We start from the raw sequence: 14,596 nt of genomic DNA, 5'->3' as shown, positions 1-14,596 counted from the left end.
TTACACCAACCTTGGTGCGAGCTGTTTTAACTCGGCACGGCTACCGCAGAGGAATAGGGCATCGTCAGTGTGTAGGATAAAGTCACTATCAATCTTGCTAAATACGCTCTGCCCGCGCTTAATCATCAGCGGCGCGACTTTGCCCTTAGGGCTGCGTTGCACATTGGTTTGCTCATCGGTGTTTTTCTCTTGTAGGCTCCCTAGTAGTTGGCCAACTGTGACTTGATGTAAATGGGCTTTAATATGGATTTCAACAATATAGAGCCCATCTTCTATGGCGAGAAAGTTATTCACCATAGGGTAGTTTAGCGACTGGGCGACGCGGATCCCCATATCTTCTTCAGGGTGAATAATTCGCGCGACATCGAGTTTAGACAATATGGTGTGGTGCGCTTTATTGCTGGCTTTAACCCAAATATTTTGCACGCCGAGATTTTTCAGTGCTAGGGTGCAGAGCAAGCTCGATTGCATATCAAAACCGATAGCGACAATCACGACTTCACTACTGGTAAGATCGAGTTCCCGCAGCGACGCCTCATCGGCGCAGTCGCAAATCACCGCTTCAGTAAGACTTTCTACATATTTTTCAACAGCTTTGTGGTCATTGTCGACACCCGTAACCGTATGACCTAAGTGGATCAGTTCTCTGCTTACAGCAACGCCGAAGCGGCCTAATCCGATGACAGTAAAATGTGCCATTTCATATCCTTTTGTGGTTGAACTAAAGAGAGAGGCGAACTGGCCTAAGGCGGGCCGAGGTCGGTGAGTCGATACCCTAAACCCGGCTCGGTTTTGATCAGTTGTTGTTCGTCGCTGTCGTTGAGCTTTTTACGCAGTTGGCGGACTAAAATCCGCAGATAGTGACTATCTTCTTGGTGAGTTTCGCCCCAGATATTGCGCAGCAGTTCGCTCTGTTTCAGCAATTGCCCAGGGTGCGACATTAACTGAACCAGTAGGGCAAACTCTTTTTTGGTGAGGGCGATTTCCTGTTGGTTGAGCCAGCATTGATGGCTGCTCTTTTGTAGAGTGAGCGGGCCAAATTGCAGCATATCGATAGTGCTTGAGGTATCCACAAGGTCACGGACTAATACCTTGATACGCACGATTAATTCCCTGATACCAAAGGGTTTACTTAGATAATCGTTAGCACCGGCCTCGAGCAGGCGGATTTTTTCTTCCTCCTGATCGCGGGCGGTTAAAACCAACACTGGGGTCTTATCTTGCTGGCGCAGCGCATGGAGTAGTTCGATGCCATCGCCATCGGGCAGGCCGAGGTCGAGCACGATAAGGTGTGGCTGGTGGCTTTGGTATTGTTTGAGCGCCGTGGCTATGCTGGTGGCGCTTATGTATTCAAAGCCTTCCGCCTCAAGTGAGATCCGCATAAAGGTATGGATTTGTGGCTCATCATCCACCACTAACACCTTGTAAGCCATTTATGCACTTTCCTTCGTTATCGGTAACGCGATGCGGATCAGGCTGCCTTGAGCAACACTTTCGGCGCTGATACGCCCGTTATGGGCAGTAATAATCCCTTTGGCGACAGGTAGACCCAATCCTGCGCCGCCATCGGTAGAGGGATGTTGGCGGTAAAACAGTTCGAAAATTGCCTCCTTTTGAGATGGGGCTATGCCTTGTCCTAGGTCTTGAATATCGATACGCAGCATATCTTGGTGGCGATAGAGGCTTACGATCACAGGCTGGTTGGTGGGGGAATAATGCAGGGCATTATCGAGCACATTAAAAATCGCCTGTTCAATCAAAGAGCTGCAAATCATTAATGGCGGTAGCTCTGGTTCACTATGAATTTTGATCCTAGGTTGCGCGGTTTGAAAGCGGGCGATAGTGCGCTGTAGCACTTCGCGTAGATTGGCTTCGTCTAGGCTAAATTTGAGCGCGCCATGTTGTAACTTAGTGGCCTGCAAAAGATTTTCAATATATTGGTGCAGGCGATGACTCTCGGCGGCGGCCGAGTCGATAAGCTCCTCGGTTTGCTCTGGGTTGAGCTTAGCTTGGTATTCCTTCAGCGTGGTTAAGGTGCCGATAATGGTCGCAAGTGGCGTGCGTAAATCGTGGGAGACAGAGAGCAAAATGCTATTTCTGAGCTGCGCCTGTTCGAGTGCATGCTGCTGGCGGCGGTAATGTTCGGCCAATTTGCTGCTAGTAAGGGCGACCAGCAAAAATACGCTTAGATTGACTATGTCTTCGATGTTGAACATCTGCAACGAATAGCGCGGTGTGGTAAATAAAAAATTAAAGCTGACAGCGCCAAACACGGCCACAAAGTAGGCATAGTTGGCACTGCATTGCAGGGCCACGGCGACCACGGCTAATTGCAGGATAAGCAGTACGGCAATGGCTGATCCTGAAAATACATCAATAAAATAGCTAGTTATTAACGTTACCACTAACAACATGGCGGTAAATATCGCGGGATGCGTGCGCCAGTATTGGTTGATGGAGGCTGTGTTTGCAAAAGTCATAACGGCTAAGGCGTTGCGGAAATTAAGGCTACTCTAGCAAAGGCCTGTGGGGATAGCGCGTAAAAAATCCGTAAAATTTTCTGCGGCTTGGCGTGTGGGTGTTATCTGGCATTTGCATCAGGCAGGCGGTTTTGCTCGCTAACTTACATTAGATAGTGGCTGCAAACGCCGCCTTAAGCGAGGTAGTCTAGCTCGATTACCTCGCGATAACGTATTACTGCTCGGATTACCAAGGGATGGGCGGCGGCATTAAGCGTTTGCCACTATAACCCGACACAGTGGCAAAACGTGGGGACTTGGCCTCCCAATCGGCTTGGGCGCTGGCGATATCTTCCTTACTGTGGCCGACAAAATTCCACCAGATACTGACAGAGTCGGCGAGGGGCGCGCCGCCAATCAGCAGTAAACGTGCGCCTTGGTGAAGGTCGAGCGTTATACTCTCGCGCAGCATGCCAAGGTAAGCGAGGTTATTGTTATCAAAGGATTCGTCGTCGATATCGAATCGGCCCTCAAGCGGCATTAGGCCATATTCAAATCGCGGATCGAGCCGAAGTGTTAGTTGAGTGGCCTCTGTGGCGAAGATATCGAGCGCGACGATCGGTGAAAAGTGCAGTGTGGGCGCTTGTTTATCCTTCCACGAACCAATCAATAGGGTGAATTCAGCGCCCGCCTCCTGCCAAGTGGGCAGCTGGGGATAATGGTCGAACCTCGGGGTTGTGTCTTTGTGTTCCAGCGGTAGCGCAATCCATAGCTGCACCGCATGCATAGTACGATGACCTTCGACGGACTCTTCGGTGTGGGCGATACCATGGCCTGCGGTCATCAGATTGACTTGCTTAGGGCGGATCACTTGGGTGCTGCCTAGGCTGTCCCTGTGCATGATTTCCCCCTCCAGCATCCAAGTGAAGGTTTGAAGGCCAATATGGGGATGCTCGCCCACATTCATTAAGGGGCCGTCGGTGACTGGGCCAATATGATCCAGAAAGCACCAAGGGCCTATGAGTCGACGCGGTTTTTGCGGAATCGCCCGTGCTACGGGTATCCCGCCTACATCACCGATTTTGGAGGCTATATGTTGGATTTGGATCCGCCCATCTTCGACGGGGCATTCCCTTGGGCCGCCGTAAAACGGCGACGTTTGCATTTGACTCATATCGACTCCTTATCTTCATTTAGACACGGATAGATTTAACATTTATGCTGGTGCAGCGAGGCGTGTTATCGCCCTCAAGCTCTGTTACTCACGCTCGACCTTAATGACTTTAACGCAATATTAGGAATAAGGGATGTTAACAGACCCTGTTTTTTGGTTGGTGGCGATACCTGCGGTGTTGATCACTGGGATCTCTAAATCGGGTTTTGCTGGTGGCGTCGGTGGCTTGACTGTGCCCCTGTTAGCGCTAGCCATAAGCCCAGCAACTGCGGCGGCAATCATGTTACCACTGCTGATTTATATGGATTTTTTAAGTGTTCGTTCGTGGTGGGGCCAACATAATCCACGCCAATTATGGATCCTCTTACCCGCGGCGATTGTGGGCATAGGTATAGCCTATTGGTTGTTCGACCGATTAAACGAAGATTACTTACGGGCGATTTTAGGCTGTGTGTCCTTAGGGTTTGGTCTTTATGGCTTGGTTTTAGGGGATAAAACCCAAGCGACCCCTTCACCTTTGGTGGGACGACTCTGCGGCTTAACCGCAGGCTTTACCAGCTTTGTGGCCCATGCTGGCGGGCCGCCACTCAATGCCTATTTGCTGCCGTTACGTTTGGCCAAACCAGAGTTTTTAGCCACGGCAGTGGTATTTTTTGCGGTGGTGAATCTGGTTAAGTTAGTGCCCTACAGTCTGCTCGGGCAAATTAACCAAGGTAACATTCTGATTTCTCTGTTACTTGCGCCTTTGGCTTGGTTAGGGGTAAAACTGGGGTTGTCGATCCAAGATAAGATCAGCGATAGGTTGTTTAAACGCATCATCTTGATTTTAATGGTGCTGGTGGGTATTCGCTTATTGTGGACGGCGTTATAGTTTTAAGCTTGAGATTAGCTTAGGCTGTTACCATCGATTTTTTCACGGTATGTTAGTTATCGCTTTGATAGCACCCGATATTACGCAAGAATTGCCCGCGATGAGTTTTACGCTAATGAAACGATTACTGATAGTTATCTTAGCCTTAGGTCTTGGTGCCTGTGCGAGCGCGCCAGAACCTAAGCCTGTGGTCAAGCAAGTTGAACCCGTCTCCGTTTGGAACGATAGCAATATCGCCGAATTGCATTCCGAATGGCGCGGCGTACCTTATCGCTTGGGGGGCGCGACCAAGAAAGGCATCGATTGCTCGGCCTTTGTGTCGGTCGCTTACCAAAAAATGTTGGGTATGACTCTGCCGCGTACAGTGGCGGAGCAGCAAGCACTTGGTAAACCCGTGGCGCGGGACCAACTGCGTAAGGGGGACTTAGTGTTCTTTAAAACCGGCTGGAGCACGCACCATGTCGGCATTTATGTGGGCGGGAATAATTTCCTCCATGTCTCGACGAGCCAAGGGGTAAAAATTTCGAGCCTACTCAATAGCTATTGGGCATCAAAATATTGGAATGCAAGGCGAATTTAAGCCTTGATTACAGGTGGAGACTCTATGACTACAGCATCTGCTTCGTCCCAACATGAGCCTCTACCCACTTCGGTTTTTCTGGCGATTTTCTCCGCCGTGTTCTTACCCATGTTTTTGGCGGCGGTCGATCAAACCCTACTCGCCACCGCAACCCCTGCCATAGTGGAAGATCTTGGCGGCCTCAGGCAAGCCTCGTGGATCACTATCGGCTATATGTTGGCAATGGCGGCCAGTGTGCCTATTTATGGCTGGCTGGGGGATAACTTTGGCCGCGCCAAAATCTTGATGATTGCCTTGGCGGTGTTCGCGTTAGGCTCAATTGTCTCCGCCAGCGCTGGGACGATGGACCATATGATTGCCGGAAGGATTCTCCAAGGCCTCGGCGGTGGCGGGCTAATGAGTCTGTCCCAATCCCTTGTGGGGGAATTGGTGCCGATACGGCAACGGGCGCGTTTTCAGGGCTATTTTGCCGCTATGTTTACCCTCGCCAGTGTTGGCGGCCCAATGATTGGTGGTTTTGTGGTGCATGCCTATTCTTGGCACTGGTTATTTTGGGCGAATATTCCCTTGGCTATGCTGGCGGTTTGGCGACTTAATCGCTTGCATAAACAGAGTATTAAACCTGTACGACTGGGTCGGTTTGATTTGCTTGGCGTGCTGTTATTTCCTTCTATCATTACGGCGCTGCTGTATTGGTTGTCTGCGGCAGGGCAAGACTTTGTTTGGCTATCGGCCACAAGTTTAGGCTTTATGGGATTTATCTTTGTGGGTGCCGCCTTGCTGTTGTGGTGGGAGCGTCAGCGTGAGAGTCCTTTCTTGCCGCTGGATTTACTCGCCAACAAAGCCATTTATATGCCGCTATTAACCGCTGCGCTGTTTGCCGCCTGTCTGTTTGCGATGATCTTCTTTTTACCCATTTACTTACAGGTTGGTCTGCAAACCAATCCGGCCAAAACTGGCTTGCTGCTGATACCAATGACCTTTGGTATAGTGACAGGTTCTACTATTGCGGGCCGGTTGTTGAGCAGAGATGTAGCACCTAAATGGTTGCCGACCTTCGGGATGGGGCTGGCTTCTATCGGTTTACTCTCTATCGGTTTAGTCCCGCCCAATGCGGATCTTATTGGCGGATTAGGTGTGCTGGTGGGCATAGGGTTAGGAACCGTGATGCCCAGCGTGCAGTTAGTTGTGCAGAGTGTGTCGGGCAAGGCGCGTTTAAGCCAAATTACCGCTATGGTGTCCTTGTGTCGCTCCATGGGCGCGGCAATTGGTACGGCCTTATTCAGCCTGTTGCTATATAGCTTGTTACCGCTCGAAGGGGCGCAAGTGGGGATTGCGGCGATAAAAAAGCTACCCATTGAGGTTGTGCATCACGCCTTCCAATGGGGTTTTATCGCGGCGGCCTTGGTGGCGCTCAGCTCTGCGATTGTAGGGTATCTCTCGCCCGCCACAGCGCTTAGGGATCATGAGTAGATTTGTTGGTGCACGACGGATTTAAGCTGTGTAGTATTTGCGATAGGTTAGCTTCCGCTGTGACCCCATTCTTTGCCAGGAATTCTGCATGACAACTAAAAACTGGACCTTAAAGAGCATAGCTAACGAGCTAGGTGTCTCTAACGCCACTGTTTCTAATGCTTTTAATCGTCCCGATCAACTATCGGAAAAACGCCGCAACGAAATTTTGGCCGCCTGTTCTAAATTGGGTTACTTTGGCCCAAACAAGGCGGCGCAGTCCCTACGTAGGGGCAAATTTGATACCGTCGCGCTGGTATTGTCCGATAGTGTTGAATATATGGTGTCCGATCCTGTCGCCAGTAAGTTTATGAAGGGGGTGGCTTCGGTATTGGAGCGGGAAAAACTCAACTTATTGCTGTTTTCGGGCAGCTCTGACAGTGTGAATGCGGTGGCAGATTTTGTGGATGGATTTATTTGTTATGGTCGTCCCCGTAATGCCTTGCTTGCCGAGCAATTGAAACAGGTTAAGAAGAAGCTGGTTACAGTGGATTTTGATATCCACCGCAACGCCGCTGTCAGCATTGACAATAAGTTAGCCGCCTATGAAGTGGCAAAATTGGCATTAAAATCACCTACCGATCAGGTTGCAATATTAGGGCTAAGACTGCTCGATACCCATTTAACCTGCCGAGTTTACGATTTGAATTTGCTCGAAATCGATATGTCGATTGCACACCAGAGGTTGCAGGGATATTTACAGGCAATTGAGGAAACTGGTATTACCCTTGGCAATGATCGGATTTGGAATATTCCCGAAAGTAATGCGGAATATGCGCGGATTGCAGCCAAGGAGGCGCTGAATTCAACGCCAAGACCCAACGTATTTTTATGCATGAGTGACTTAATTGCTCTTAGCGTGCTGGGCGAGGCACAGGCGATGGGATTAGCGATCCCTGAGGATATTCGTGTAGTGGGGTTTGATGGTATTGATGAGGCGACTCGCTCGAATCCTCCGCTGACTACGGTTTATCAATACTCTGAACAAAAAGGTCAAATGGCGGCGCAGATGTTTATCGACGATGCTGTACATGCTCAGGTATTAGGGTATGAATTACGTTTAGGTAAAAGCTGTTAATATATTGATTTTTAAATGCAAAAGGCGCTATTAAAGCGCCTTTTGTTTTATGTTTGGTATTTATCCCTGCGCTGGGGTGAGCAGGTCGGCTAAGCTGATTTGGGTTTCGATGCTTTGCTCATCAAGCAGGGTGATCAGCCCTTGTTTATTGGCAAAGTCGAGATTAAGACTCGCCAGTGCATTTACCGCAGACCATGTGAGTGTTAGTGATTTTCCACTGGCTGCCATCGTAAAACGGCCATTGAATGCGGCGCTGCTATTACGCAGTTTAATCAATTGAATGAGAGCGTTAACCACTGGTTTTTGCAGGGCTTGTTGCACTTTTTCTCGGTTTAAATAGGGGCGATTAATATCTCGGCCAACATGGGTTTGATTTAGCAATACCATGTCGTTGGGTACGGTAAGCAGGCCTGCGTAGTACACCTGCGGAATACCCGGTGCGAAAAACTGAATCGCCCGAGCCATCAAGTAATCTAGGTCTTTTTGCCCGAGGGCATCGTAATAGGTGCAGTTGATTTGATACAAATCGACATTGCTGGCGGCCGCACCTGTGGCTTGTAAACTCTCGCCTTGACTGTTTTTGTGTATGGTTTCAACCAGATTATCGATTTGTTTTTCGTCCAATAATCCTTGTAAGCCATTCATTGGGCCCACATCGATAATGCCAATACCATCGTGGGTATCGAGTACGGTAATGCAGTTGCGAGGCGCCATTTCAAGCCAGTGGCTCAGGGCGCGACAATCTTGGCTGAAGAGCGTGTGTAAAATCAGCGGTGGTAATGCAAAGTCGTAAACCATATCGACCCGTTTGGCGATATCGATCTGCGTCATGTGATGGGAGTGAATTTCGGCTAGGGTTGTCATGCCTAACTGATTGGCTTGCTTTGCTAATTTATCTACAAACTCGAAGGATTCCTCAATCATAAAGCAACTAGTGCCGGGCTTTTTGATCGCATAACCTGCGGCATCTAAGCGGATTAAATTGACTTTGCTGTGGTTAAATCGCGCCAATACACGGTTTAAGTAATCTTTACCTGCTGCGGAGTGTACGTCGATATCGATTTGGTTACGGGTAAAGGTGGTCCAAAACTCTTCCGTTGAACCATCCGCTAAGGTGTAAGTGCTAAAGCAGCTCCCTGGGCGAGGGCGATAGATAGCTTTTTGATCCTGCTCGCTTAATCCCTCGGGGAATACCTTGTCCTTGGTTAGGAATAAATCCCAGTAAGCCGATTGTTTGCCATGCTTGAGCACATCTTTAAACTCGGGAGACTCCGCAGACATATGGTTAACGATCAAGTCGGCCATGATGTCGAACTCTTCACCTATGCTTTTGACATCGTCCCAATCACCTAAGCGAGAATCCACTTGCACATGGTCTATGGGATCAAAACCCGCATCGCTGCCATCGATAGGATAGTAAAAGGGCAGTAGATGAACGCCCCCAAATAACCCCTGTAACTCGTTATTGAGTAAGGATTTGAGTTCTTTGAGTCCGGCACCGGTTATCCGATCGACATAGGTGATCAATTGCACTTGATTTTTCATACTTTGCCCACGTTTGAGTAGCCTTCCCAGAGTAAAGTTTGCCCGCGTTTATTTATAAATTGCGCAAACAAACTTAATCGATTAAGTTGTATATTTAACCAATGTGAAACATTATTCAAGTGGTTTGTTTTATTTTTGAGTTAGTCTTAGGTTTTGGGGGGATTAGCTCACTGCTGTACATAAATAATGCCTAAAGCTGTTTGGGGCTTAGCCAGCTTCAGAGGGAGTTAGGCGCGATAACGATAAGGTGAAACAGTATGGTAAGTGATTCAAATTCTGTAGAAAATCGCCATCACACTCGTATTCGAGTGCTGACGTATTTAATGTTTTTTATGTTTGCTATGACCTCCGATGCCGTGGGCGTGATCATCCCGCAGCTGATTGCTGAATTTGGCCTCTCTTTGTCTCAGGCGAGCGCCTTCCATTATATGCCGATGATTTTTATAGCAATAAGTGGCCTGTTTCTGGGTTTTTTGGCGGATAAAATAGGGCGTAAACTAACCATTTTATTAGGGTTGTTGTTGTTCGCTATTGCCTGTTTTTTATTTGCGCTTGGGGAGTCGTTTTATTATTTCCTGATGCTATTGGCCTTGGTGGGCTTGGCAATTGGGGTATTTAAAACTGGGGCTTTAGCCCTGATCGGTGATATCTCTCGGTCACCAAAACAACATTCCAGCACCATGAACACGGTCGAAGGATTCTTTGGGGTTGGCGCGATGGTGGGGCCAGCCATCGTCAGCTATCTCCTTATCAGTGGTGTGTCATGGAAGTATTTGTATTTTGGGGCGGGTGTATTTTGTCTGCTGCTCTGTTGGTTAGCGTTTAGGGCCGATTATCCGCAGGTTAAGCAATCCTCGACGGAAACAATTAATCTGGCGAACACCTTCAGTATGATGAAAAACCCTTATGCATTAGGGTTTTCCCTTGCGATTGGTTTGTATGTGGCCACCGAAGTAGCGATTTATGTATGGATGCCTAGCCTGCTGCAAGAGTATCAGGGGGATTACACTGCACTGGCGGCCTATGCCTTAACCCTCTTTTTTACCCTGCGAGCGGGTGGGCGGTTTTTGGGCGGATGGATATTAAATTACTTTTCGTGGCAACAGGTTATGTTCTGGTTTAGCTTGGCGATCAGCCTTTGCTATCTCGGTTCTATGCTCTATGGTGTTGAGGCCGCCGTTATTCTCTTGCCCCTCTCTGGGCTGTTTATGTCAATGATATATCCCACCTTAAACTCCAAGGGGATCAGTTGTTTCCCCGTGGCGCAGCACGGTTCTGTGGCTGGGGTTATCCTGTTTTTTACCGCGGTTTCTGCGGCGCTGGCTCCCCTTTGTATGGGGTTAGTTGGGGATATTTTCGGCCATGTGAAGTATGGCTTTTACCTCGCAACTGGGTTTGCCGTTTTACTGTGCCTGTTAGCGGGCGTTAATCTGATTAAAGATCCTACCCAATCATTGTTGGGCCGTGAAACCGCTTAAATTGGAATGTGAAAGAAAAATTTTTTCTGTCACATTTCTCCAATTAATCAATTAACTATCTATTGTTCTCACTTTAAGTTTGTGGGTCTGTACAAAAAACACACTTGCTTTTTGTTATTTAGTTGCTAACTTGTTAACTTAATCGATTAAGATGTTTTTTGGTAAAGTGAAATAACAGGCTAATCGATTAACAACAATTTCAGTAGAAGTCGCCGTGGGGAGAGGGGCGGCTTCTCAAATATGGGTGGGGACATAAAAATGATAAATCGCACATCACAACAATTCTTGTTAAGCACAATCGCCGTCTTGGTGAGTTCTCAGCTTTGGGCTGCCGATGCACCTGCACAGGAAGAAACCAAGAAAGATGCGTTAGGCCTTGAGCGCATTACTGTTACGGGCGTGGCCCGTGGCACCCGCGTCATGGACTCGAGCGTGTCAGTCAGCAGCGTATCACTCGCCGAGTTGGAGGTTAGTACTCCACGTTCATCCGCCGAAGCATTTCGGATCATTCCAGGGATGAAGGTGGAATCAACTGGCGGCGAAGGTAATGCTAACATTGCTGTCCGTGGCTTACCTGTGGCATCGGGTGGTGCTAAGTTTCTTCAAATTCAAGAAGATGGTTTACCAATTCTACAGTTTGGCGATATTGCCTTTGGTAATGCGGATATCTTTTTACGTTTAGACTCTACAGTACAAACCATTGAATCTATTCGTGGTGGTTCGGCATCAACTGCAGCCAGTAATGCTCCCGGTGGCATTATTAACGTGATCAGTAAAACCGGAAGTTCAGATGCTGGCAGCGTGTCGACCACCTTTGGCTTGGACTACGATACCTTCCGTACCGACTTTGAATATGGCACCAGCATCAATGACAGCCTGCGTTTCCATGTGGGTGGTTTTGTGCGTACTGGTGAAGGCCCTCGCCAAGCAGGTTATGACGCCAACAAGGGCGGTCAGGTAAAAGCTAACATAACCAAAGAGTTCGATAGTGGCTATGTTCGTCTTTATTTCAAACACTTAGATGATAAAAGTATTGGCTACTTACCCATGCCAATGTATTCGGACGGTAGCTCTGTCCCAGGTTTTAATGCGAAATCCGATGCCATTCAGTCAGCATATTTCCTCTCAACCCTGAGTTTGGGCGCCGATGGTGAGCGTCGTCGCGGTGATATGCGCGATGGGATGAACCCTGAGGTTAACTCTGTGGGTTTAGAGGCGTCTTTTGATTTAGGCAATGATTGGCAGGTCGAAAACCGCTTCCGTTTCTCGGATGTGAGCGGCAATTTTATGGCACCATTCCCAGCCGAAGTGGCTAATGGCGCCGACATTGCGGCCAGTATTGCGGGCACTGGCGCCAAGTTGATTTATGCCAATGGCCCTGATGCGGGCAATCCAATGGATGGACTCGCCATGCGGATCCATACCTTCGACGTTAAGATGAATGACTTTGGTTCAATCGTAAACGACTTAAAATTAACGAAAACCTTTGACGATACCAGTGTTACTTTGGGTTATTACAATGCCACCCAAAATATCAATATGACTTGGATGTGGAACTCCTATTTGATGGAAGTCAAAGGGGATAACGCCGCATTGCTTGATGTTGTGGCTGCCGATGGTACCGCCTATTCCGATGCTGGGCTCTACGGCTATGGTGTGCCTTATTGGGGTAATTGTTGCCAACGTAATTACGATACAGAATACAACATTAAGGCGCCTTATCTTGCGGTCGCGTCAAGCTTTGGGGATTTATCGCTGGATGCCAGTGTGCGTTACGACAGCGGCGATGCCAGTGGTTACTACGCTGGCAATGTGCAATCGCAAGTCGATATGAACTTGGATGGCGTTATCTCTATTCCTGAACAAAGTGTCTCTTCTATCGATAATGCTAATCCGCAACCTGTGAATTATGACTGGAGCTACACCTCCTATTCACTCGGCGCAAACTATCAGTTTGACAGCGATTTAGCTGCTTTTGGTCGCTTGAGTCATGGCGGCCGTGCCAACGCGGATCGCCTGTTATTTGGTAAAGTTCGTGCCGATGGTTCAGTGGCAAAAGAAGATGCGGTCGATAATGTGGATCAATATGAGTTAGGCGTTAAGTACCGTTACGATGACTTATCGGTGTTCGCGACCGCTTTCTATTCCGAGACCGAAGAACAAAACTTTGAGGCGACGAGTCAGCGTTTCTTCGACCGTAAGTATAAAGCCAAAGGGATTGAAATTGAATCGGCCTATTTTATCGGTGACTTCGATTTTAGGGGCAATGTCACTTGGACCGATGCTGAGATTGCTAAGGACGCTTTAACACCAGATGTTGTGGGTAATACTCCAAGAAGACAGGCCGACTTTATCTACTCACTGATGGGCCGTTATAACTTTGACCAAGGTTCAGTGGGCATCAACCTGATTGGCACTACTGACTCCTATGCACAGGATAATAATGACCTCAAGTTTGATGGTTACAATCAGGTCAATGCCTTTGCAACCTACAACTTAACTCAGGCCTTAAGTGTCTCCTTAAACGTCAACAACCTGTTTGACGCTACGGGTATCACCGAAGCAGAGGAAGGTTCGATTCCTGATAACAATATTATCCGCGCTCGCACTATTAATGGCAGAACCACGAGTGCAACCTTGAAATACGAGTTTTAACTCCGGCGGGGTTGGGGTTTAAAACCGACAATTTAAAAGGCCCATCCAGCATGGGCTTTTTGCTTAACTAATAGAAATATAAAGGGATCCATATGACGGTATTACTCAGTTTTGGTGAGGTGTTAGTGGATTTATTACCCACGGAGGCTAGCGACAAATCCCATCAAGCCATTGCAGGCGGCGCGCCTGCAAACGTGGCTGTAGGTTATGCCAAACTGGGGGGCAAGAGTTACTTTGCCGGCGGTATCAGCACCGATGATTATGGGGCTATGTTAAAACAAGCCCTAGCGAATGAAGGGGTTGTAACGGATTACTTGACCCAAGTGCCGGAGGCGCCAACGGCGACAGTGGTGGTTAATTTGGATGAGCATGGTGAACGAACCTTCGAGTTTAACCGCCAAGGGACTGCCGACCTTTGCTATAGCCAGCGCCATTTTGATGCCATTCCATGGCAACAGATGGATATTTTTCATCTCTGCTCCAATACCTTTACCGAAGCGAGCATTTTTCACGCGAGTCTTTATGGCGCTCGTTGTGCGAATTCATTCAATAAGATAGTGAGTTTTGATGTTAATTTGCGCTTATCGCTCTGGCCCGATACCGCATTGCTTGCTGAGCGGGTTGAGCAGTGTTTTCGTTACACTCAGGTACTGAAAATGAGCCGTGAAGAGGCTGAGTATTTAGCGTTAACGCGGAATAAGAGTTTCGAAGATTATTTGCAGTTTTGTTTGGCGCAAGGAGTTGAAGTGATTTTGATTACTGACGGCGCCAATCCAGTGCAATGCATAACAGTAGATGAGCGATTTAGCGTGCCAGTCCCCCAAATTAAAGCCGTAGATACCACGGCGGCGGGCGACAGCTTTATGGCGGGATTTTTGTTTGCACTGGGTTCTGAGTTGGAGTTTGATCTCGAGCATTTAACCTTAAAACATCGACTTGCATGTCAGGCACAGTTGCGCAAGGCGGTTGAGTTTGCGGTGCGTTGCGGCGCCGTAACCTGTTGTCAGAAGGGCGCTTTCCCTGCTTTACCCACATTGTCGCAGGTGAGTTAACCCTTCACTCCAAACTATTAAGCTAAGGTGAGCTATGGCTTGTCTTAGCTTTTTTCGAGCATATTGCGCGAACTTCATCACGTTTTACTTGCCCCATTGGCCGAGCATTTATGCTATTTTAGCTGCGGCTTATAGTCGAAGGAGCATAGGTTTCTCCTCTGCTTTCGGTCGATATGGTTTTATTTCAACATG

Annotated in this window: 12 protein-coding genes; 7 read left to right on the top strand and 5 right to left on the bottom strand. The window is 48.3% G+C overall.

The window, feature by feature from the left end; all coding sequences use genetic code 11:
* From KXJ80_RS01705 to KXJ80_RS01690, 4 genes are all read right to left on the bottom strand, one after another.
* Positions 1–699, bottom strand: a complete 699-nt coding sequence (locus tag KXJ80_RS01705) for a potassium channel family protein (RefSeq protein WP_218737682.1) — start codon at positions 697–699, stop codon at positions 1–3.
* Between the two features lie 44 nt (positions 700–743).
* A complete protein-coding gene (locus tag KXJ80_RS01700; protein ID WP_218737681.1) occupies positions 744–1,433 on the bottom strand; it encodes a response regulator transcription factor in 690 nt (229 codons plus the stop codon).
* Positions 1,434–2,480 (bottom strand): sensor histidine kinase, encoded by a 1,047-nt coding sequence (locus KXJ80_RS01695; RefSeq protein ID WP_218737680.1) that lies wholly within the window; start codon positions 2,478–2,480, stop codon positions 1,434–1,436.
* Between the two features lie 226 nt (positions 2,481–2,706).
* Positions 2,707–3,633, bottom strand: a complete 927-nt coding sequence (locus tag KXJ80_RS01690) for a pirin family protein (protein ID WP_218737679.1) — start codon at positions 3,631–3,633, stop codon at positions 2,707–2,709.
* 133 nt (positions 3,634–3,766) lie between these two features.
* Between KXJ80_RS01690 and KXJ80_RS01685 the strand changes: the two genes are divergently transcribed.
* From KXJ80_RS01685 to KXJ80_RS01670, 4 genes are all read left to right on the top strand, one after another.
* On the top strand, positions 3,767–4,504 hold the full coding sequence (locus tag KXJ80_RS01685) for a sulfite exporter TauE/SafE family protein (protein ID WP_037416172.1): 738 nt from the start codon (positions 3,767–3,769) through the stop codon (positions 4,502–4,504).
* 115 nt (positions 4,505–4,619) lie between these two features.
* Positions 4,620–5,084 (top strand): NlpC/P60 family protein, encoded by a 465-nt coding sequence (locus KXJ80_RS01680; protein WP_218737678.1) that lies wholly within the window; start codon positions 4,620–4,622, stop codon positions 5,082–5,084.
* 24 nt (positions 5,085–5,108) lie between these two features.
* On the top strand, positions 5,109–6,557 hold the full coding sequence (locus KXJ80_RS01675; protein WP_218737677.1) for an MFS transporter: 1,449 nt from the start codon (positions 5,109–5,111) through the stop codon (positions 6,555–6,557).
* 88 nt (positions 6,558–6,645) lie between these two features.
* Entirely contained in the window at positions 6,646–7,674 is a 1,029-nt protein-coding gene (locus tag KXJ80_RS01670) for a LacI family DNA-binding transcriptional regulator (protein WP_218737676.1), read from the top strand.
* Positions 7,675–7,734: 60 nt separating this feature from the next.
* Here the strand turns inward: KXJ80_RS01670 and gtfA are convergent, their stop codons facing one another.
* The gene (gene gtfA, locus KXJ80_RS01665; protein WP_218737675.1) at positions 7,735–9,219 is read right to left on the bottom strand and encodes a sucrose phosphorylase; all 1,485 of its coding nucleotides are present in this window, start codon (positions 9,217–9,219) and stop codon (positions 7,735–7,737) included.
* A 257-nt stretch (positions 9,220–9,476) separates the two neighbouring features.
* Between gtfA and KXJ80_RS01660 the strand changes: the two genes are divergently transcribed.
* From KXJ80_RS01660 to KXJ80_RS01650, 3 genes are all read left to right on the top strand, one after another.
* Positions 9,477–10,697: an MFS transporter gene (locus tag KXJ80_RS01660; RefSeq protein WP_218737674.1), complete on the top strand. Its 1,221-nt coding sequence runs from the start codon at positions 9,477–9,479 to the stop codon at positions 10,695–10,697.
* A gap of 258 nt (positions 10,698–10,955) precedes the next feature.
* Positions 10,956–13,352 carry a TonB-dependent receptor domain-containing protein gene (locus KXJ80_RS01655; protein ID WP_037427975.1) on the top strand — a complete coding sequence of 799 codons (2,397 nt, stop codon included), beginning with the start codon at positions 10,956–10,958 and terminating at the stop codon, positions 13,350–13,352.
* Positions 13,353–13,444: 92 nt separating this feature from the next.
* A complete protein-coding gene (locus KXJ80_RS01650; protein ID WP_259474518.1) occupies positions 13,445–14,404 on the top strand; it encodes a carbohydrate kinase family protein in 960 nt (319 codons plus the stop codon).
* Positions 14,405–14,596 lie beyond the last annotated feature (192 nt).

The organism is Shewanella xiamenensis (assembly GCF_024971755.1).
GTDB classification, from domain to species: domain Bacteria; phylum Pseudomonadota; class Gammaproteobacteria; order Enterobacterales; family Shewanellaceae; genus Shewanella; species Shewanella xiamenensis.
The sequence above is the reverse complement of the archived record's forward strand: the minus strand, read 5'-3'. Positions and strand labels throughout refer to the sequence as shown.

Coding starts and splice junctions, on each gene's coding strand:
- KXJ80_RS01685 (WP_037416172.1), top strand. CDS start 3,767: ATGTTAACAGACCCTGTTTTTTGGTTGGTGGCGATACCTGCGGTGTTG.
- KXJ80_RS01670 (WP_218737676.1), top strand. CDS start 6,646: ATGACAACTAAAAACTGGACCTTAAAGAGCATAGCTAACGAGCTAGGT.
- gtfA (WP_218737675.1), bottom strand. CDS start 9,219: ATGAAAAATCAAGTGCAATTGATCACCTATGTCGATCGGATAACCGGT.
- KXJ80_RS01680 (WP_218737678.1), top strand. CDS start 4,620: ATGAAACGATTACTGATAGTTATCTTAGCCTTAGGTCTTGGTGCCTGT.
- KXJ80_RS01690 (WP_218737679.1), bottom strand. CDS start 3,633: ATGAGTCAAATGCAAACGTCGCCGTTTTACGGCGGCCCAAGGGAATGC.
- KXJ80_RS01675 (WP_218737677.1), top strand. CDS start 5,109: ATGACTACAGCATCTGCTTCGTCCCAACATGAGCCTCTACCCACTTCG.
- KXJ80_RS01705 (WP_218737682.1), bottom strand. CDS start 699: ATGGCACATTTTACTGTCATCGGATTAGGCCGCTTCGGCGTTGCTGTA.
- KXJ80_RS01660 (WP_218737674.1), top strand. CDS start 9,477: ATGGTAAGTGATTCAAATTCTGTAGAAAATCGCCATCACACTCGTATT.
- KXJ80_RS01650 (WP_259474518.1), top strand. CDS start 13,445: ATGACGGTATTACTCAGTTTTGGTGAGGTGTTAGTGGATTTATTACCC.
- KXJ80_RS01655 (WP_037427975.1), top strand. CDS start 10,956: ATGATAAATCGCACATCACAACAATTCTTGTTAAGCACAATCGCCGTC.
- KXJ80_RS01700 (WP_218737681.1), bottom strand. CDS start 1,433: ATGGCTTACAAGGTGTTAGTGGTGGATGATGAGCCACAAATCCATACC.
- KXJ80_RS01695 (WP_218737680.1), bottom strand. CDS start 2,480: ATGACTTTTGCAAACACAGCCTCCATCAACCAATACTGGCGCACGCAT.